The organism is Oceanisphaera litoralis (assembly GCF_016907015.1).
Classification (GTDB): domain Bacteria; phylum Pseudomonadota; class Gammaproteobacteria; order Enterobacterales; family Aeromonadaceae; genus Oceanimonas; species Oceanimonas litoralis.
On the sequence record NZ_JAFBBE010000034.1, the window covers coordinates 1 to 19,382 of the forward strand.

The 19,382-nt window shown below is 58.8% G+C and carries 21 protein-coding genes; 7 read left to right on the forward strand and 14 right to left on the reverse strand.

Annotation, left to right across the window (positions count from 1 at the left end; translation table 11 throughout):
* Positions 1–136 precede the first annotated feature (136 nt).
* The 6 genes from glpX to ftsY form a co-directional block, all read right to left on the reverse strand.
* Complete coding sequence (gene glpX / locus HNR62_RS15450) at positions 137–1,144, reverse strand: class II fructose-bisphosphatase (protein ID WP_204796973.1); 1,008 nt, start codon at positions 1,142–1,144, stop codon at positions 137–139.
* Between the two features lie 21 nt (positions 1,145–1,165).
* Complete coding sequence (can, locus tag HNR62_RS15455; protein WP_204796974.1) at positions 1,166–1,822, reverse strand: carbonate dehydratase; 657 nt, start codon at positions 1,820–1,822, stop codon at positions 1,166–1,168.
* A 104-nt stretch (positions 1,823–1,926) separates the two neighbouring features.
* The gene (gene rpoH, locus HNR62_RS15460) at positions 1,927–2,784 is read right to left on the reverse strand and encodes an RNA polymerase sigma factor RpoH (protein ID WP_204796990.1); all 858 of its coding nucleotides are present in this window, start codon (positions 2,782–2,784) and stop codon (positions 1,927–1,929) included.
* Positions 2,785–2,975: 191 nt separating this feature from the next.
* Positions 2,976–3,923 carry a permease-like cell division protein FtsX gene (ftsX, locus tag HNR62_RS15465; RefSeq protein ID WP_204796975.1) on the reverse strand — a complete coding sequence of 316 codons (948 nt, stop codon included), beginning with the start codon at positions 3,921–3,923 and terminating at the stop codon, positions 2,976–2,978.
* Positions 3,920–4,585, reverse strand: coding sequence for a cell division ATP-binding protein FtsE (gene ftsE, locus HNR62_RS15470; RefSeq protein ID WP_204796976.1), 666 nt, complete (start codon positions 4,583–4,585; stop codon positions 3,920–3,922). The genes ftsX and ftsE overlap by 4 nt, the downstream gene beginning before the upstream one ends.
* Positions 4,586–6,289, reverse strand: coding sequence for a signal recognition particle-docking protein FtsY (gene ftsY, locus HNR62_RS15475; protein WP_204796977.1), 1,704 nt, complete (start codon positions 6,287–6,289; stop codon positions 4,586–4,588). It abuts the gene before it with no gap.
* Positions 6,290–6,419: 130 nt separating this feature from the next.
* On the opposite strand from ftsY, the gene rsmD reads away from it, so the two are divergent.
* Together rsmD and HNR62_RS15485 are read left to right on the forward strand one after the other, a co-directional pair.
* Positions 6,420–7,016: a 16S rRNA (guanine(966)-N(2))-methyltransferase RsmD gene (rsmD, locus tag HNR62_RS15480; protein WP_204796978.1), complete on the forward strand. Its 597-nt coding sequence runs from the start codon at positions 6,420–6,422 to the stop codon at positions 7,014–7,016.
* On the forward strand, positions 7,013–7,294 hold the full coding sequence (locus HNR62_RS15485; RefSeq protein WP_204796979.1) for a DUF1145 domain-containing protein: 282 nt from the start codon (positions 7,013–7,015) through the stop codon (positions 7,292–7,294). The genes rsmD and HNR62_RS15485 overlap by 4 nt, the downstream gene beginning before the upstream one ends.
* A 50-nt stretch (positions 7,295–7,344) precedes the next feature.
* Here HNR62_RS15485 and HNR62_RS15490 read toward each other — a convergent pair whose 3' ends face one another.
* A complete protein-coding gene (locus tag HNR62_RS15490; protein ID WP_204796980.1) occupies positions 7,345–7,665 on the reverse strand; it encodes a putative signal transducing protein in 321 nt (106 codons plus the stop codon).
* A 576-nt stretch (positions 7,666–8,241) separates the two neighbouring features.
* Here HNR62_RS15490 and HNR62_RS15495 point away from each other — a divergent pair.
* Positions 8,242–9,099 (forward strand): sulfurtransferase, encoded by an 858-nt coding sequence (locus HNR62_RS15495; RefSeq protein WP_204796981.1) that lies wholly within the window; start codon positions 8,242–8,244, stop codon positions 9,097–9,099.
* Between the two features lie 60 nt (positions 9,100–9,159).
* Here the strand turns inward: HNR62_RS15495 and HNR62_RS15500 are convergent, their stop codons facing one another.
* Positions 9,160–9,522: a YijD family membrane protein gene (locus HNR62_RS15500; protein ID WP_204796982.1), complete on the reverse strand. Its 363-nt coding sequence runs from the start codon at positions 9,520–9,522 to the stop codon at positions 9,160–9,162.
* A 24-nt stretch (positions 9,523–9,546) separates the two neighbouring features.
* A complete protein-coding gene (fabR, locus tag HNR62_RS15505) occupies positions 9,547–10,158 on the reverse strand; it encodes an HTH-type transcriptional repressor FabR (RefSeq protein WP_204796983.1) in 612 nt (203 codons plus the stop codon).
* Positions 10,159–10,317: 159 nt separating this feature from the next.
* Between fabR and HNR62_RS15510 the strand changes: the two genes are divergently transcribed.
* The gene (locus HNR62_RS15510; protein WP_204796984.1) at positions 10,318–11,436 is read left to right on the forward strand and encodes a fatty acid desaturase; all 1,119 of its coding nucleotides are present in this window, start codon (positions 10,318–10,320) and stop codon (positions 11,434–11,436) included.
* Between the two features lie 211 nt (positions 11,437–11,647).
* The gene (locus HNR62_RS15515) at positions 11,648–12,997 is read left to right on the forward strand and encodes a sodium-dependent transporter (protein WP_204796985.1); all 1,350 of its coding nucleotides are present in this window, start codon (positions 11,648–11,650) and stop codon (positions 12,995–12,997) included.
* 138 nt (positions 12,998–13,135) lie between these two features.
* Here HNR62_RS15515 and HNR62_RS15520 read toward each other — a convergent pair whose 3' ends face one another.
* The 4 genes from HNR62_RS15520 to HNR62_RS15535 all read right to left on the reverse strand — a co-directional run bounded on the left by HNR62_RS15520 (position 13,136) and on the right by HNR62_RS15535 (position 17,853).
* Entirely contained in the window at positions 13,136–15,286 is a 2,151-nt protein-coding gene (locus HNR62_RS15520) for a S9 family peptidase (RefSeq protein ID WP_239552865.1), read from the reverse strand.
* A 215-nt stretch (positions 15,287–15,501) separates the two neighbouring features.
* Positions 15,502–15,816: a YdbL family probable chaperone protein gene (locus HNR62_RS15525; protein ID WP_239552866.1), complete on the reverse strand. Its 315-nt coding sequence runs from the start codon at positions 15,814–15,816 to the stop codon at positions 15,502–15,504.
* A 9-nt stretch (positions 15,817–15,825) separates the two neighbouring features.
* A complete protein-coding gene (locus HNR62_RS15530) occupies positions 15,826–16,044 on the reverse strand; it encodes a YnbE family lipoprotein (protein ID WP_239552867.1) in 219 nt (72 codons plus the stop codon).
* Positions 16,045–17,853: an intermembrane phospholipid transport protein YdbH family protein gene (locus tag HNR62_RS15535; protein WP_239552868.1), complete on the reverse strand. Its 1,809-nt coding sequence runs from the start codon at positions 17,851–17,853 to the stop codon at positions 16,045–16,047. It lies immediately after the preceding gene.
* A gap of 74 nt (positions 17,854–17,927) precedes the next feature.
* Here HNR62_RS15535 and HNR62_RS15540 point away from each other — a divergent pair, with 74 nt between their 5' ends.
* Complete coding sequence (locus tag HNR62_RS15540) at positions 17,928–18,284, forward strand: DUF2500 domain-containing protein (protein ID WP_204796987.1); 357 nt, start codon at positions 17,928–17,930, stop codon at positions 18,282–18,284.
* On the opposite strand, the gene HNR62_RS15545 is transcribed toward HNR62_RS15540, so the two are convergent.
* The gene (locus HNR62_RS15545; protein ID WP_204796988.1) at positions 18,265–18,690 is read right to left on the reverse strand and encodes a DUF411 domain-containing protein; all 426 of its coding nucleotides are present in this window, start codon (positions 18,688–18,690) and stop codon (positions 18,265–18,267) included. The two genes, HNR62_RS15540 and HNR62_RS15545, sit on opposite strands and share 20 nt — an antisense overlap.
* 145 nt (positions 18,691–18,835) lie before the next feature.
* Here HNR62_RS15545 and HNR62_RS15550 point away from each other — a divergent pair, with 145 nt between their 5' ends.
* Positions 18,836–19,225, forward strand: coding sequence for a SirB2 family protein (locus tag HNR62_RS15550; RefSeq protein ID WP_204796989.1), 390 nt, complete (start codon positions 18,836–18,838; stop codon positions 19,223–19,225).
* Positions 19,226–19,382: the final 157 nt, after the last annotated feature.

The following is a 19,382-nucleotide window of genomic DNA, read 5'->3' on the forward strand; positions in this document are numbered from 1 at the left end:
CCCCCAAGGATGGGTTTATGGCGTGTCGAGGGAGGCGGCTGTGTTGCCTCTGGTCTGGGGCCTCAATATGACCATATCATTACTGGGATTGGTATTACTCCTCAGGCATCACACGTCACTTTTACCGCCGCAGCACTTACAGTATTATTTCCTGCAATTTCGGGTCCTTACGGGACAGGATATGGGTGGAGCGGATACGACGCACGGTGCGCGACTTGCCGCGGATCACCAGGGTTTCGGTGTGGGCGTAGTGGCCGTCGCTGCTGATGCCTTCCAGCAGATCACCCTTGGTGATGCCGGTTGCCGCAAACAGGACGTTATCGGTGCGCGCCATGTCTTCCAGCTTCAGCACCTTGCCCACTTCTATGCCCATCTGCTTGCAGCGTTCGATCTCGACCTGACCGGCGGCCAGGTTGTCCTCACTCGGGCCCTTGACCTCGTAACGGGGTACCAGGCGAGCCTGCATGTCGCCGTCCAGCGCACGCACCGCCGCCGCGGAAATCACCCCTTCGGGGGCGCCGCCGATGCCATAGAGCATGTCGACTTCGCTCTCGGGAATACAGGCGAGAATGGACGCCGCCACGTCGCCGTCGGGCACGGCGAATACCCGTACTCCCAGGGCCTGCATGGTCTTGATCGCCTTGTCGTGGCGCGGCTTGGCCAGAGTGATTACGGTAAAGCGGGATAAAGGCTTGTTCAGCGCCTTGGCGACCGCCTTGATGTTTTGCTCTATCGATTTGGTTAAATCGATAGCGCCCTTGGCGCCGGCACCGACGATCAGCTTTTCCATATACATGTCGGGAGCACGCAAGAAAGCGCCTTTTTCACCGACGGCAATGACCGCCAGCGCATTGGACTGGCCCATGGCCGTCATCCGGGTGCCTTCGATGGGATCGACGGCGATGTCGACATCATCACCGCCAAGACCCACTTTTTCGCCGATATAAAGCATGGGCGCTTCGTCGATTTCACCCTCGCCGATCACCACTTCGCCACTGATTTCGATTTCATTCAGTACATGACGCATGGCCGCCACGGCAGCACCGTCGGCGATATTCTTGTCGCCTCGTCCCAGCCACTTGTAGCCAGCCAGGGCGGCGGCTTCGGTCACTCGGGAAAATTCAATGGCCAATTCACGTCTCATGAAAATTTCCTAATCAATTATTTATTGTTCTTCGCCCAGCACCCGCTGGCGGAACACACGATAGACATCGGGGATCTGATCCACGCCCGACACGCACATATCCAGATCGTGCAGGCGGCCGTCCTTGATGCCATACACCCAACCGTGTACCGACAGGGGCTGGCCCCGCTTCCAGGCATTCTGCACTATGGTGGTGTGACACAGGTTGGAGACCTGCTCGACCACGTTCAGCTCGCACATGCGATCTTCCTTGATCTGCTGATCCTCGATGGCGTTCAGGGTGTCTTCGTGCTTGTGGCAGAGATCCTTGATATTGCGCAACCAGTTGTCGATCAGTCCCAGCTCCTGGTTCTTCATGGCCGCCAGCACGCCGCCACAGCCGTAGTGGCCACAGATGATGATGTGCTTCACCTTGAGTACTTCAACGGCGTATTGTACCACCGACAGGCAGTTGAAGTCCGTATGCACCACCAGGTTGGCCACGTTACGGTGCACGAACACATCGCCGGGCAGCAGGCCGGTCAGCTGGTTGGCGGGTACCCGGCTGTCGGAGCAGCCGATCCACAGGTATTCGGGCGCCTGCTGCAGCGACAGCTTCTCGAAAAAGGTCGGATCTTCCGCCTTGATGCGCTCGGACCAGCCCCGGTTGTTGTCAAACAGATGCTTCAGTTCTTTCATGGGATACTACCTGCCATGTTGTCAGTTGGTTTTTATAAAATAGGCGGAAAAAAGGCCCGCAAGGGGCCTTTAAACACCGGAAAATCCACGAACATCCCGCCGGCTTATGCGTCCATGGCCGTTTTCAGCTTTTTCAATGCGCTTTTTTCCAGCTGGCGAATACGCTCGGCAGAGACCCCGTATTCGTCGGCCAGGGTCTGCAGTGTGGTCTTGTCGTCTTCATCCAGCCAGCGGGCCTGAATAATATGCTGGCTGCGCTCGTCCAGCGTGGCCAGCGCCGCGCGCAAACGGCGATTGGCCGTTTGCTCCCAGTTGGCTTCCTCCACCTGCTGGGCCACGTCCGAGGCATGATCCTGCAGGTAATGCACCGGTGAAAAGCTGGTGTCCTTGTCGTCGTCATCGGACGCCAGATCGAAGGCCTGATCCTGAGCGCTCATGCGCGACTCCATCTCCAGCACCTCGGCGGGGAGCACTCCCAGGTTTTCGGCCACCATTTCCACTTCCTGCTGGTTGAACCAGCCCAGACGCTTCTTGGACTTGCGCAGGTTGAAGAACAGCTTGCGCTGCGCCTTGGTGGTGGCCACCTTGACCACGCGCCAGTTACGCAGCACGTATTCGTGAATTTCTGCCTTGATCCAGTGTACCGCGAAGGATACCAGACGCACGCCCACAGTAGGGTCGAAGCGTTTGACCGCCTTCATCAGGCCGATGTTGCCTTCCTGGATCAGGTCGGCCTGGGGCAGGCCGTAGCCGGAATAACTCTTGGCAATGTGCACGACAAAGCGCAGGTGCGACATGATCATCTGGCGGGCCGAGGCCAGATCGCCATCGTTCTGCAGCCGCTCGGCCAGTGATTTTTCTTCTTCCGCGCTCAGCACGGGAATGGTATTGACTGCCTGGATATAGGCCTCCAGGCTGCCCTGGGGAACCAGGGCAAAGTGGCGCTGAAAATCTGTCGTCATTAAACTCGCATTCATTACATGACTCCGTATCAAAACAGCTGCGGCTTGCACCCCTGCCATGACGTTGGTGGTCTGGTTGTGCACACATTGCAAGATGAGTGCGCAGCAACGGAAAATGTATTTATCTGGGAATAAATGTCAAGCGGATCGCCTGTTTCTGCTCCCATAAGACCATAAGAAGGGCATCGAGTTCAACCGGGCTCTATGGCGCGGATGTGACGCCGTACCGAAAATCCGGACGCCAGCAGGCTGAGCAGGGTGCCGGCCAGGATAAGCAGCAGGCTTTCCTGTGCGCCCAGCCCCAGCAGATCGAAGTCACTCTGATACAAGGCCGCCAGCGCGTTCACCTTGTGGCTGAGCCAGAACACCATCACCAGGGTCAACCACCAGGCCAGCAGGCCGCCGATAATGCCGTACCAGAGCCCCACATACAAAAAGGGCCGTTGAATGAAGCTGTCGGTCGCCCCCACCAGCTTCATCACCTCGATCTCGTAACGGCAGTTGAGGATGTTGAGCCGCAGGGTATTGCTGACCACCAGCAGCACGCCGGCCAGCAACAGGGCGGCCATGCCCACCACCGCCTGGCGCAACAGATCGACAATGCCCGACAGCCGGGCCAGCCAGGCCATGTCCAGCCGGGCCGTCGCCACTATGGGCTCGGCGCTCATGTCCGCCAACAGTAATTCGGCGGCATCCGGCGCCCGGCCACCCTCGGACAGATTCAGAATAAACACCGCCGGCAGCGGATTGTCTTCCAGCAGCTCCAGCGCCTCGGCAAAACCGGCGGCACCCTTGAAGTCGGCCAGGCCCTGAGCGGCGCTGATATAGGTGATGTTGTCAATTTCGGCCAGGGTCGCCAGCCGCTGCTGCAGCTCGGTAACCTGGGCGTCGGTCGCATTCTGTTGCAGATAGAGGCTGATCTGCGCCTTGCTCTGCCAGAACTCGCTGACCGACTCGGCATTTTTCAACAACACATAAAAACTCGCCGGCAATGCCAGGCTGACCCCCAGCACGGCAATGGTCATCAGCGAACTCAGCGGGGTACGCCACAATTCACCCAGGCTGGCGAACAACTGCCGCAGGTGATCGACGCCATACATGGCCAGACGCTGCGGCCAGGACAACTTGTGCCTGCTCATACAGCTTCCTCCGTCTGCAGCCGGCCACTATCCAGGGTCAGGGTACGATAACGCTGGGAGTTGATAAGACCGGTATCGTGGGTGGCAATCAGCACGCTGACGCCAACCCGGTTGAACGCTTCGAACAGGCGCAGTATTTCCATTGACAGCTCGGGATCCAGGTTGCCGGTCGGCTCGTCCGCCAGCAGCAGGGACGGCTTGTTGACGACGGCCCGGGCAATGCCCACCCGCTGCTGCTCACCGCCGGACAGCATGGGCGGAAAGTAACGATCCTTGCCGTGCAGGCCGACCTTGTCGAGCGCCGCCGACACCCGGCGACGAATATCCTGATGGCTATAACCTTCTATTACCAGCGGCAGCGCCACATTGTCGAACACGGTACGGGCATTAATCAGGTGATGATCCTGAAAAATCATGCCGATACGGCGCCGTACATAGGGGATATGGTCGCGACCGATACGACTGACATCCTGGCCGTTGAACAGCACCTGACCGTCGGTGGGCCTTTCCATTACGCTGATCAGCTTGAGCAGGGTGCTCTTGCCGGCCCCCGAATGGCCGGTAAGATACGCCATCTCCCCCTTCTCCAGGTGGAAACTGACCTTCTGCAGGGCCTGAAAACCGCCGCTGTATACCTTGCTCACCTGCTCGAAGCGGATCATTTATTCTTCCCGAGTGAAAAGCGCGTCGATAAATTCTTTCGCGTTGAAGGGCCGCAGATCGTCAATCTTCTCGCCCACCCCTATATAGCGAATGGGGATGCCGAATTTGTCGGCCACCGCGAAGATGACCCCGCCCTTGGCAGTGCCGTCCAGCTTGCTCAGGGTGATACCGGTAATGGGCACCGCCTCGTTGAACACCTTGGCCTGGCTCAGGGCATTCTGGCCGGTACCGGCATCCAGAGTCAGCATGATCTCGTGCGGCGCGGCGCCGTCGATTTTCTGCATCACCCGCACGATTTTCTTCAGCTCGTCCATCAGATGCGCCTTGTTCTGCAGACGCCCGGCGGTATCGGCAATCAGCACATCGACCTTGCGCGCCTTGGCGGCCTCGACCGCATCGAAGATGACCGAAGCGGCATCGGCGCCGGTATGCTGGGCAATCACCGGAATATGGTTACGTTCACCCCATACCTGCAGCTGCTCCACCGCCGCGGCGCGGAAGGTATCGCCCGCCGCCAGCATCACCGACTTGCCCTCGGCCTGGAACTGACGCGCCAGCTTGCCGATGGTGGTGGTCTTGCCGACACCGTTGACGCCGACCATCAGGATCACGTAAGGCTTGTGCTCGCTGTCGACAACCAACGGCTTGTCGACCTTGTCCAGGATGGCACCCATCTCTTCTTTCAGCAGCTCATAAAGCGCCTCGCCGTCTTTCAGCTGACGGCGACTGGCCTGACGGGTCAGGTTATCGATGATCGACAGTGTGGTTTCCACGCCCAGATCGGCGGTCAGCAGCTGGGTTTCCAGCTCTTCGAACAGCTCGTCGTCAATCTTCTTGCCGCTGAACAGACCGAAGAAGCCGGAGCCCAGATTTTGTCTGGTTTTCAGCAGTCCCTGTTTCAGGCGGGCGAAAAAGCCCTGTTTGGGCGCCTTTTCGGCCTTTTTAGCGGCCTCCTCGGCTTCTTCTGCCAGCTGGGCCTGCTCCGCCGCCTCTTCTTCGGCGGCGAGACGGGCTTCTTCCACCGCCTGCCGTGCCTCTTCTTCCGCACGAGCCTGCGCTTCGGCTTCTGCCGCCAGACGAGCCTCTTCTTCCGCACGAGCCTGCGCTTCGGCTTCCGCCGCCAGCCGGGCCTCTTCTTCCGCACGAGCCAGCGCCTCGGCTTCCGCCGCCAGACGAGCCTCTTCTTCCGCCCGAGCCAGCGCCTCGGCTTCCGCCGCCTGCCGTGCCTCTTCTTCCGCACGAGCCCGCGCTTCGGCTTCCGCCGCCAGACGAGCCTCTTCTTCCGCCCGAGCCAGCGCTTCGGCTTCCGCCGCCTGCCGTGCCTCTTCTTCCGCACGAGCCTGCGCTTCGGCTTCCGCCGCCAGACGGGCCTCTTCTTCCGCACGAGCCTGCGCTTCGGCTTCTGCCGCCAGACGGGCCTCTTCTTCCGCACGAGCCTGCGCTTCGGCTTCCGCCGCCAGTCGGGCCTCTTCTTCCGCACGAGCCTGCGCTTCGGCTTCCGCCGCCAGTCGGGCCTGCTCCGCTGCTTGTATTTCTGCCGCCTGAGCCTGCTGTTCCTGCAGCGCCTCTTCCACTTCTGCGCTACCGGATTCAACTTCCGATTCAATCGCCGGCTGCTCGGCCTGTTTTTGTTCTTCTGCTAGGTCCTGCTGATCTTTGTTTTTGCCAAAGTTCAGCCAGGAAAAAAAACCTTTTTTCGCCATCCTGCTATTACTCGCTTGTGTCGGGGGAGATTAGGGCTGGCCGTGACTCGGCCCCTTCATTAGAATACTCACCCCTTATGGGTGCAAAACCGCCTTATACTAGCACTTTATTGAAAGACGGCGAAACGAGATGGCAAAAGCAAAACCGGCAAAAAATACCTCGGCGGGCGGCGGACAAATTCGCCTGATCGGTGGCCAATGGCGCGGCCGAAAATTGCCGGTGCTGAACAGCGAAGGGCTCAGACCCACCACCGACAGAATAAAAGAAACCCTGTTCAACTGGCTGATGTTCGACATTCGTCAGTGTCGCTGTCTCGATCTCTTTGCCGGTAGCGGCAGCCTGGGGCTGGAAGCCCTGTCGCGCGGTGCCACCGAAGTGGTGCTGGTAGAGAAAGATGCCCGGGTGGCACAGCAGCTGCAGCGCAATCTGACCAGCCTGCCCGAGGCGCCGGGCCGGGTCATCAATACCGATGCTCTCGCTTTTCTGCAAACGGCGGCGACGCCATTCGATCTGGTGTTTCTGGATCCGCCGTTTCACCGGGAACTGCTGCCCAGCGCCTGCCAACTGCTGGAACAAGGCGGCTGGCTGAGCGAAGACGCAAAAATCTATATCGAGCGGGAACAGAATTCGGAATCCTTGCTGCTACCGCCCAACTGGCGGCTGCTGAAAGACAAGCAGGCGGGCCAGGTCAGTTATCAGCTTTATACAAGGGAACAGGTGGAATGAAGGTATTAAATGTCGTGATGCGGTTGGTCATGCTGGTGTTCTGGGCCGGGATTATTTATGCGCTGGTGGGCCCCGATTTTCAGGAAGTCGGCTCCATGCCGCTGATCCTGGGTGCCGTGGTGCTGTTCATGCACCTGTTGCAGATGCTGATGCTCAAGCAGGTCGCCAACCTGCTGCACCCCACCCTGAAGGATTATCTGGCGGTGCTGGTATTCGGCTCCTTTGCCATGCATCACCACAGGGCGCGCCTGAAAGAAATCACCGAACAAAAGCGCTAAGCTCAAGCCCTGCCTCTTTATCGCGCTAGCTGATTTGTGACCAAGAAACATTACTGCTCGGTAGTGTCGGCCTCGTGGCCGCACTGCCAGCAGGTTTCAAAGCTGCCGGCATTGTGTTCACCACAGCGCCGGCAATACCAGGCGGGGCCGGCGCCTCGACGGTAAGGCTCCAGGATGAGTTGTGCCTGCTCCAGATCCCTCGCCCGCACCAGCACCGTCACTTCCACGGCATTGGCGGGCAGTTCACCCAAGGCGCCGGACAGGGCTTCTCCCTGCAACCGTACCCCTACTCCCGAGACTTCCAGCGATCCCTTCAGGGTATGTGCCTCCAGGCTGTTGGCTGCCTGATAAACCGGAATCCACTCGCTCATACAGTCTCTGCGTCAGAATGACAGATAGAAAAAGGGGATGACATCATGTCACCCCCTTTTGGGTTGTCGTATGGTTAATCCTTAAACCAAGTTGCTCCCTGCATTCCCTGACAAATTACCTTATCCTTAAGGTGTTCCTCTTCCCGATCCGTCGGGGTGTCCTGGTCATCCTGACCGCGATTCATCCTGAGTCGCTCGACTATCTCCGTCCTGGAGGTGTCCTTGACCGCATCCTGCGGGGTTCCTTTCGCCGTTCCTGGCAGCCTGTCTTCCTGACCGACTTCCTTGCTCCTTGCCCTTCTAACTATAGAGAAGTTTGCTCATGCCTCAAGGCAAAAAAACAGACAAAAAGTTCACAGCAGAATACGAAAAAAATTAAGCTATTGTTTTAAATGATCAAAAAATACATAAGCATCATTAATCCTGCACATTAAAAGGTTTTATCCATCCCTCAATTGAGAGATCTCTTACAAGATAAACAGCCAAATGCTCAGGTTTACGCCACACCATAAAACGGTGGCCGAACATGGTCCCCCCGCTTAGGATAAAACCGTCTGATATTAAGGAGTAGTTTTGATGAAAAGGTTACAGCTGCCATCGGCCTTGGTGGACTCGAACTGGCTGAAAGCCCACCTGCAACATCCGGATCTGGTGGTGCTGGACGCCAGCTGGCACATGCCCGCCGCCAAGCGATCGGGAGAACAGGAGTGGCGCCAGCAGCGTATTCCCGGCGCCCGCTTCTTCGACTTCGACAGTAAAATCAAGGATAACGACAGTGCGCTGCCCCATATGCTGCCATCGGAAACCCAGTTTTCGCGGCAGATATCGGAGCTCGGCCTGAGCAACCATCATCACATCGTGATTTACGACAGCAGCGGCATTTTTGCCGCACCACGGGCCTGGTGGATGTTCAGGGCCATGGGGCACGAGCGGGTCGCCGTGCTGGATGGCGGTCTGCCGGACTGGATACAACAGGGACATCCCCTGGAGCAGGGTGAGCCGAGCGACGTCGCACCCGGTCACTTTGTCGCCCACCGGCAAGCCGACTGGATAGCCGACCTGTCTCGGGTACAGACGGCCCTGTCACAGCCTGATACCCGGGTGCTGGATGCCCGCAGCCTGGAGCGATTCAGCGGCCAGGCCGCCGATCCTCGCCCCGGTGTTCGTCCCGGACATATGCCCGGTGCCCATTGCCTGCCCTTTGCCGACTTGCTGCAACAAGGCCATTTTCTGCCCCGGGAGCAACTGGCGAAGACACTGACGCCCCTGCTGGGCCCCGAGCAACACCTGATCTGCAGCTGCGGCTCGGGCGTTACCGCCGCCATTCTTGCCCTGGCAGCCAGTCTGACCGGCCACAAACACATAGCGGTATACGATGGCTCCTGGACCGAATGGGGCGGCAGCACCGACTTGCCGGTGGTTACCGACCATTAAAAAGTGCCCGCCATAAGGCGGGCACTCTCGTTTTTATTACCGTTTTATTCGCGGTTTGCCTTATTCGGCGGTAGGCCGGGCTGCTACACCCATCTTCAATGCCAGCCAGATCACCAGTACCAGGCTAATCATCACCGACAGGTAGTTGGTTCCCAATTCCGGGAACTGGGTGCGCAGAAACGCCGAGTAACCGAATACCCCAATCAGGAACGCGAGCAGGGTACAGAGAGGGGTATCACCTTCCATGGGTACGCTCAGATACTCCTGATACAAGATGTACGCGGCCAGCACCAATGCAATGATGGGGAAAATGGAAAATGCCAGTTGGCTGACACTCAACGTGGCCAGGGTGGCATTACCACAGAGACCAACCAACAGCGCGAACAAGACAGGTTTGCGACGAATTTGTTTATTTCCTGACATTGTCATCCTTCCTTAATATGGGGCCTATAGCCTCTTTGCCTTGTTATATGCATCTGCGCCCTTGGCAATGATACGCAGCTGCAGGATCATGCGTTCGGCCAGAGCCGAGCGCTCTTTTTCGTTCATATCCAGTGCTTCGGCCCCGGCGCTGAACACTATGGTCACCATCGCCTGGGCCTGGGTTTCGGCGTAGCTTCGGCTAGTCTGCTGCTTCTCTTCCAGATAATCTGTGAGCTCGGCGGTAAAATGTTGAATTTCGCGAGCTACCGCCTGACGGAAGGCAGCCGAGGTACCGGAACGCTCCCGCAGCAACAACCGGAACACATCCGGACTCCGTTCGATAAACTCCATGAAGGTTTTTACCGAAATCTGAATCACACTACCACCATCGGCAATGCGCTGGCGAGCCTGACGCATCAATTGGCGCAGGGTCAGGCCACCCTCATCCACCAGCGTCAGCCCCAGTTCTTCCATGTCCTTGAAGTGACGATAAAAAGAGGTGGGTGCCAACCCCGCCTCCCGCGCCACCTCACGCAGGCTCAGACTGGAGAAGCTTCGTTCGGCGCTCAACTGGCGAAAAGCCGCATCAATCAGAGTGCGTCTGGTCTTTTCTTTTTGTTCTGCGCGAATGCCCACGGCACACCAGGGTCCAAGGTGTTAATCATCGGATCATACCCCTTTGCCACAACGCGGTCAGCCCCGACCTGTCAATTTCTGCCTGGCCAATTTATGATTGACGCTGACCGCCCTTAAAGACGAAAATAGTGTACAGCTGTTCGCTCAATGGATATAGACATGCGTAAACCCCCACTACTCTGGACCAACCTTCTGCTGTTTTCAGGCACCGGCCTGGCGACGATAATACTGGTCCCCTGGTACGGCCTGACCCAGGGCTTTGATGGCTGGCAATGGCTTGCCATGCTGACGTTGTTCAGTTACAGCTGTCTGTCGATTACCGCCGGCTACCACCGGCTATGGGCGCACAAGGCCTATGATGCCCACCCGCTGTTGCAATGGGTCTTTGCCCTGGGCGGCGCCCTGTCGCTGCAGAACTCCACCTACCACTGGTGTGCCGACCACCGGCGCCACCATCGCCATGTGGATGACCTGGACAAGGATCCCTATTCCGCCAGCCGCGGGCTCTGGTTCTCGCACATGGGCTGGATGCTGCGTCACTATCACACCCCCGACGACAGCAATATTCCCGACCTCAAACGCAACCCCATACTGCAATTCCAGCACAAGCACTACCTGGCGCTCACTCTGATGATGAATATCGGCCTGCCGCTGCTGCTGGGGGTCTGGCACGGTGATATCTGGGGCATGCTGCTGATGGCCGGCGTACTGCGCCTGTTTCTCGGCCACCATGTCACCTTCTTCATCAACTCCCTGGCCCACTACTGGGGCCGCCAGCCTTACACCAGCAAGAACTCGGCCCGCGACAACGATCTGCTGGCGGTGCTGACCTTCGGCGAGGGCTATCATAACTTTCACCATCTTTTCGAATTCGATTATCGCAACGGCATCCGCTGGTGGCACTACGACCCCACCAAGTGGCTGATCCGCACCATGAGCTGGCTGGGTCTGGCTTCACGCCTGCGGACCTGTCCGCAGGAGCGGATCGAGCAGGCCCGGCTGGAACGCCGGCTGGAAGTGGCCCGCCAGAAAATACTGCGCCGGCAGCAGAATGCCGATACCGAGCAGTGGCTGGCTCTGCTGCACAGCGAGTACGAGCGCTTGCTGCACCAGCTCAAGCATTACTATCAGGTACGCAAGAGCCTGCTGGAGCTGAAGAAAACATCGGCGCGCTGCAAATACGAAGAGCTGCGTCTCAAGCTGAATTGTGATGAGCTGAAAGCCACCTTCACCACTCAGCGGCGCAACTGGCTCAGACTCACCACCCGGTTTGCATAACGGTCCTGGCTAACCGGCAACACAGCTGGCACGACCAAATAAGGCGGGATATCCCGCCTTATTTTTTGCTGATAATACAAGCAAGACCACTGTTATCCCCTACCCTCAACACTTCTCTTTGACAAAAACTCTGCAAAACACCATAGTCTTCGCCATTTTTATTCGATAGACATTGTACGTTTAACTTTACAGTCAGCAGGAGCAGCAAGACGTGGAAAAAAGGGCGCAGTTCAGCAGCAAGCTGGGATTCGTGATGGCCGCCGCCGGTTCGGCCATCGGCGTAGGCAATATCTGGGGTTTCCCCACTCAGGCGGCAAGTAACGGCGGTGGTGCCTTTCTGCTGGTCTATCTGCTGTTTATCTTCCTGCTTGGCTACCCCATGCTGGTGGCGGAAATCACCATAGGGCGTCACGGCCAGGCCACTCCGTTCCGGGCGCTGCAAACCCTGACCGCCAACCCGCTGGGCAAGGCCATCGCCGGCCTGGTGGGGTTGGCGGCGGTGATCACCGTCAGCCTGATTTTCACCTTCTACGCCATCATCTCCGGCTGGTTTGTCGCCTATGCCCTGACGCCGCTGGCCAGCCTGGTGGGCACCCATGATGCCGCCGGCTGGCTGACCGGCTTTTCCACCACCCGCAACCTGGTGTTCACCCTGTTGTTTGCCCTGCTGAGCCTCTATGTGGTCAGTCGGGGACTGGAACAGGGCATCGAGAAATGGTCGAGCCGGCTGATGCCGCTGCTGCTGATCATGCTGGTGCTGCTGACCGGCTACATGCTGCTGCAACCGGGTTCCGGCGAAGGCCTCAAGGCCTATCTGGTGCCGGATTTTTCGCGGGTGCTGAACGGTGAGGTGCTGATCGGCGCCCTAGGCCAGAGCTTTTTCTCGCTGTCGCTGGGCGCGGCGGTGATGATGCTATATGGCTCTTATCTCAGCCGCCAGACCAACATTCCTGCCCTGGCCGCCCAGGTGACCCTGCTGGACACGGGCGTGGCCTTTCTGGCCGGTCTGCTGATCCTGCCCGCCATGTATGTGGCCCAGCACAATGGCGTGCCCATTTTTGCCGAAGACGGCAGCCTGCTCAGCTCGGATACCCTGGTATTCTCGGTCTTGCCGGCACTGTTTGAAACCATGGGTCAGGCCCAGTACCCGATGGCCTTCGCCTTCTTCCTGCTGATGATAGTAGCGGCACTGACGTCATCCATCTCCATGCTGGAAGCGCCGGTGTCGCTGGCGATGGAATCCACCGGCCTGTCGCGCATCAAGGCCACCTGCCTGATGACCGCCCTGTGCACCCTGGTAAGCGTGATCATAGTATTGAACTTCGGCGCCCTGTTCGGGCTGGTGATCACCCTCACCACCCAGTACGTCCAGCCGCTGGTGAGCCTGTGTATTACCCTGTATGCCGGTTGGATCTGGCAGCGCAGCAAGGTGCTGGCCGAACTGAAGTCGGGCTGCCCCGAGCTGGAGCAGGGACTGTTCTGGAAGATCTGGCCCTGGTACGTGCGCTTCGTGTGCCCGGCACTGGTGCTGGTGGTGATTATTCAGTCCATCGGCGGCTGATCCAGACAACACCTTGAGCTGTACGCAGCAACAGCAGGGTTACCTGCTATTGCTGCGTAATCTAGACCTGCTTGTCAGCCAACGATCAAAAAGGGCCGCTGTGCGGCCCTTTTTAATGGGTTAACGAGTCACTGAGGCTTAACGAATCACTTCGTCGTCCGGGGCGCTCAAGCCGGCGGCCAGCCGAGTGCCGACTCCTTCATCGGCCAGCGCCAGCAGGAAGGCGTATTCCCGCGCCAGCTCATGATACGCCTCGAAACGGCCGGACTTGCCACCGTGACCGGCATCCATGTCGCAATGCAGCAGCAACAGGTTATCGTCGGTTTTCATCTCGCGCAGCTTGGCCACCCACTTGGCCGGCTCCCAGTACTGCACCTGGGAATCGTGCAGACCTGTGGTGACCAGCATGTGCGGATAAGGCTGCTGCTGCACCTGATCGTAAGGGCTGTACGACTTCATGTAATGGTAATACTCGGGATCCGCCGGGTTGCCCCATTCGTCGTATTCGCCCGTCGTCAGCGGAATCGAATCATCCAGCATGGTGGTCACCACATCCACGAAGGGCACCGCCGCCACCACGCCCTTGTAAAGCTCCGGCGCCATGTTGATGACCGAGGCCACCAGCAGGCCACCGGCGCTACCACCGGAAGCAAAGACCCGCTCCCTGTCACCATAACCCTGCTGCACCAGCTCGCGGGTCACGTCGATAAAGTCGTGAAAGGTGTTCTCCTTGCTGAGCAGGCGGCCCTGATCATACCAGTCCCGCCCCAGCTCTTCGCCGCCACGTACATGGGCGATGGCATAGACGAAGCCGCGATCGAGCAGGCTCAGACGCGAGCTGTTGAAGTCCGGATCCATGCTGGCCCCATAAGAGCCATAGGCGTAGACCAGCAGCGGATTGCTGCCATCGCGCTTGAACTTGTCGGCCCGGTATACCAGCGACACCGGCACCCTGGCGCCATCCCGCGCCGTGATCCACAGCCGTTCGCTACGGTACTCATCGGCATTGAACTGCTCGCCCACATATTGCTGTTTGAGCTCGCGCCGCTCCTGGGTGTCCATGTTCACTTCATAGATGGTGGTCGGCCGGGTCATGGAAGAATAGCCGTAGCGCAACCAGGGGCTGTCGTCTTCGGCGTTTACCCCCAGCCAGGTCACGTAGGCGGGATCATCGAAACGAATGTCGTGCTCGCGGCCGTCCTTGCGGTGGATCTGACGCAGGTGCACCAGGCCCTCGCTGCGCTCCTCCAGCACCAGCCAGTCACGGAACAGGGTAAAGCCCTCCAGCATCACCTCCTTCCGGGCCGGGATCAGTGGCTGCCATTGCTCCGGGGTGCCGTTTTCCGCCAGATAGAGGCCGAAGTTGACACCATCCTTGTTGGAACGCACATAAAACCGGCCCTGATAGTGCTCGAGATCGTATTCGTGACCCCGCTGGCGGGGCAGAAACACCTGCGCAGCCTGGGTGGGATCGTTGGCCGAGATCAGGCTGATTTCGCTGGATACCGTGTTCCAGGCGCCGATGACGATGTAGTCTTCGGAGCGGCTCTTGTAGATGCTGGTATAAAAACTGCTGTCCTGCTCTTCATGCACCAGCACGTCTTCGCTCTGGGGCGTGCCCAGGGTGTGACGGTAAACCTGATAGGGCAGCAGGGTATTTTCGTCCTGCTTGACGTAAAACAGGGTCTTGCCGTCGTTGGCCCATTCCAGATTGCCGGAGGTATTTTCCAGCACTTCATCAAAGAGCTCGCCGCTTTGCAGGGATTTGAAGCGGATCTGATACTGACGACGGGAGACAAAATCTTCGGCAAAGGCCAGGGTCTGCTGATCGGGGCTGACCGCGACCTGACCCAGACCGTAATAGGCCTGCTTCTTGGCGCGCTCGTTGCCGTCCAGCAGCAGTTCTATCTGCTCGGGCTGACCTTCGGGATGGCGTTCGAGAATGCCATATTCCAGACCCTTCTGGTAACGGGTCTGGTAACGGTAACCATTTTTCAGATAGGGGACCGAGCTGTCGTCCTGACGGATGCGGGCGATCATCTCCCGATACAAGTCTTCCTGCAGCGAATTCAGCGGGGTAAGCACCCGCTCACTGTACTGGTTTTCCTGCTCCAGATGGGAGAGCACCTGCGGATCGTCGCGCTCGTCGTCTCGCATCCAGTGATAGTTGTCGATCCGGATGTCGTCGTGATTGTTCAGAACGTGGGGGATTTTCTTGGCGACAGGAGGCTTTACTTCCACATCGGTACCTTTAGCGTAGGGTTTGGCACAAGCCACCCATGCTAACATCAAGCAAAGCTTAACCCTATTGCGCATACCACCACTCCTTCAACTTCGACAATCCAAAAGTGGGGGGATATTAACCAATCAAGGCACGATTCGCCAAATTATTTACTGATAAATACGAAGAAGAGCAGTATAAAAAACTCGAATGGAGCCAGAAATAACCGACCTAGCCATGAAAGTAACTACTTACTTACTTGCTTGCTGTTACTTGCTTGCTGTTACTTGCGTCGCCAACTGCCATCGGCCAGCTGGATATAATGCCCGCTGGCAGTACGCTCTATATTCAACTGACCGGCGCGACTCTGCACCACGGTCAGGCTGGTGCCGGTCCGCCGGGCGATATCCTGATAATTTTCCAGCCGTTTGCGATTGATGTCGCTGGCGATGGCATTTACCTCACCGCTGCCACGCACCACACCCACCAGGCCATTAAGCTGTTCGCCGATCAGGCCCTGCTGCTTGGCCTGCTGCAAATCCAGCGCCCAGGCCGACCAGCTCAGGCAGGCCGCCAACATCAATGCTAACCACCGCATAGAGACTCCCTAGAACAAGTCCTGTTCCTGTTCAAACAACTTTTCCAGCTCTCGATCGACCCGAACCCGGATTTCGTGATCCACCTTCACGTTCAAATTGACCGTAATGGGCTTGTCCGGCACCATTACCTCCACCCGGGGCGTGCAGGCACTCAGTAAAACACTCAGTAACACACCCAGTAAAACACCCGGTAACAAGGGGCCCGTCATGGCCGTACCTTTATGCATTTACTCGCTCTCCCCCTGTAGCCTGGCCGGCAACCGCTCACTCAACTCCTGGGCGAAACGCAAACTGGCCAGCAACTGTAACAGGTTTTCCTGGTGGCGATAATTGAAGTTGACCGGGTGCATTTTCCCCATCACCGGCGCCTGCCCCCGCAACCGGCTATCGATAACAGCTTCGCCACTGGCCGCCATCGAAATATCCGCCTCCAGCCGTTGGTAACGCAAGTCACTGAGCAACCCCAGGGTCAGCCCGAGCGACAGATTATTCCTGCCACGGGCCAGCAACGACTCACCGGCCTGATAGGAAATCCAGCCATTATCACTATAGGCCTTGCCGGCCGAGATGCTGAAACCCTGATCGAACGAAAACGGCAGCCGCCCGTGCAGGCTGCCGTTGCCGGTCAGTCCGTTGACACCGGCATAACCCAGCACCTGCTCCAGCGAAATATCGCTCAGGTGCACCTCACCATGAGGCCTGGCGTCAAGCGCCATGGGAGACAGCGCCAGTCGGCCGCCAAACGCCCGGGCCGTCAGCCCGGAAAGCCAGGGCTTGCCATCTCGCCAACCCAGGGCGGCGTGAATATCGGTAATGGGCACCCCCACCTCGAACCGCGCCGCCGTCAGGGCCTGGGGGCCAAGGCTACTCAGCCCCCCCTGATCCCATCTCAACGCGAAACCGGCGGCCACCTGCTCGGCATGCATATCCCGATAGCGCAGCCGCCCCTCATCAAGCTCTGCCTTCAGTGTTATCGGTTGCCCCGCATCGAGCAGGTTCGTTGCCCACAGCGACAGCAGCAGCGTGCCCGCTTCGGGTGCCAGCCCCACCGGCAGCGCCAGCCAGCCGCTCAGCCATTGCCACACCCCGGTGACCGGCAGCGACTGGGGCGGCACCGTCAGCGCCAGCCCCTGGTCGTAAAGCCAGTCGCCTTTCAACTGCAGGCCGCGAGCCAGCTCAAGTGCCACAGTGCCATGGTGCCGATCCGCTCCCGCCCCGCTCAACAGCAGTGCCGCGCCGGGTAGAGCCTGTCGTTGCCAGCGCCCCTGCTGCCAGCTCAGGCGCGCACGCCAGGGGCCCTCCCGCATAAAGCCCCCTACCGGCGCCAGTTCCAGCCGCTTGAGTTCCAGCTGCTTCCAGCGCAACCGCGCCACCCTGAGTCGCGAGTCCGGCTGCAGCTGCCAGCCGTGTTCTCCCTGAACGGCCGTCAGCTGCAGTTGCCAGGTGCCCGTTAATGGCGCCGGCAGCTCGCCTTCGGCCAGCAGCCGCAATGGCTGTTCCGGCTGCCAGTCACCGCTGAGGGTCAGATGATGCTGAAAGCCGGGTGCCATCAAGGCACCCGGTAACTGCCCCTGCCAGCGCCAGCCATGCCGCTCCGGCAGCAGTTCCAGCCGTGCCTCGCCGGCATCCGTATGCCAGATAATCTCGAGATGTTGTTCGTTATGACGCAGCTCGGCGGCACCGGTCACCACGACCTCGGGCAGATGCAGGGTCAGGCTGTCGACCTGAAAGTCGATGGCCGGCAGTGTCAGCAGCAGCGACAAGGCATCGCCTTCGCCCTCGGCGGTGCCTCCGCCACTGCGAGAGCAACTCAGATCCAGACTCAAGCGCTCCAGTCGCCCTTCGATACGACCTTCATTCAGCGTCAGCACCAGGCCTTCGGCCTGCTCTTTGGGACAGGCCGGCACCTGCGCCCGGGTCAGGGTCGCCTGCACCTGCAGCCACGCCGGCAGGGGTAATGCCTGACCCACAGCGGGCGACAGCAGCCCCATGCAGAACAGCAACTGTCGTACTATTTTCGCCTTCGAGCCGTTCAAGGGTCACCTTCATCAAATCGGCTTGCGCCGCCGTATACAAGCATTAAGCTGAACAAAACAGGGAGGTAGATTCAATGGACAAGATCGTGTTCTGGGGCATCATCGCCATCGCCGCCATGGTGATCGGCCGGCGGCTCTATACCTACTTTTATCATAGCGGTCAGCCCCCACACAGCCTGGCGGTGATGGTGGCCGGCAAACGCACCCGGGAATTCATGGGCCGACCCTGCAAGGATCAGACAGAGATGCCACCGCCGAGCGTACAGTATTATGTGTCCTTCCGGCCGCTGGAAGGGAATGATGAACGTGAGTTTCGGGTAACCCAGCACCTCTATGAGCAGCTCGAGCAGGAAGAAACCGGCACCCTGGTATTTCGGGGCCGCCGGTTTATCGCCTTCGAGCCGGACGAGACTATCCTGGATAACGACTGAAGACGGCGCTGTTGCCCTGGTTATCGAAACTCAGCACCTCGTAAGGGGTACCGGGGATGTCCATGCCCGGGGCACTTTGCGGCATGCCGGGAATGGTCAGGCCGCGCACCGCCGGTTTTTGTTCCAGCAATCGCTTCACGTCCGCCGCCGGCACATGGCCCTCGATAACATAACCATCGACCAGCCCGGTGTGACAGGAAGCCAGCTCCGGTTTGACACCGGCCATGGCCTTCACCGGGGCCAGGTTATCGCGATTCACCACCTTCACCTCGAAGCCGGACGCTTCCATGTGCCTCACCCAGTCTTCGCAGCAGCCACAGGTCTCCGATTTATACACGGTGATCGACGCCGCCAGCACGGGCCCGGATAACAGGGCGCCCGCCAAACCATAAAACCATTTATTCATCGTCGTTACCTCAATACAGTGAGTGTCTCGGCACAAGCTACACGGCCAGGTTCGGCACCGCCTTGATCCAGTTCGGTATTCGGTGCAAAGTCCAAGCGATATACTGCTATCATGGCGGCATCCTGTTGTCTTCTCTGGAGTTATTATGTCTTATCTGGCTGTTAAACACGCCCACATGATGTTTGCCCTGATCAGCATCACCCTATTCATGCTGCGTGCCTGGCTGGCCGTGCCGTCACCTGCCCGCATCAACAACAAACTGCTGAAAATACTGCCCCATGTCAACGATACCCTGCTGCTGGCGCTGGGCGTGTGGCTGGCGGTACAGAGCCAGCAGATCCCCTTCGGCAACAGCCCCTGGCTCACCGCCAAGGTGATCGGCCTGGTGTTGTATATCGTGATTGGCACCCTCGCCATCAAGCGCGGCAAGACCCGCGGCCAGCGTCTGGGTGCCGCCCTGGCCTCCATCGCCATCTTTGCCTACATCTACGGCGCCGCCGTCAGCAAGTCTCCGCTGTCCTGGCTGGCATTGTAATCTCCATCTAACCCGCTCTGGTTTCAGAGATAACAGGGCCGCCTCACCCGACTCGCTATGAATACATATATGGACACCTCGCTTCCTGCAAGTGGGGTTTCCGTTATTTTCGGTAATCAGGATAAAACTGCATACGTATATCCGGCCTGTATTGATG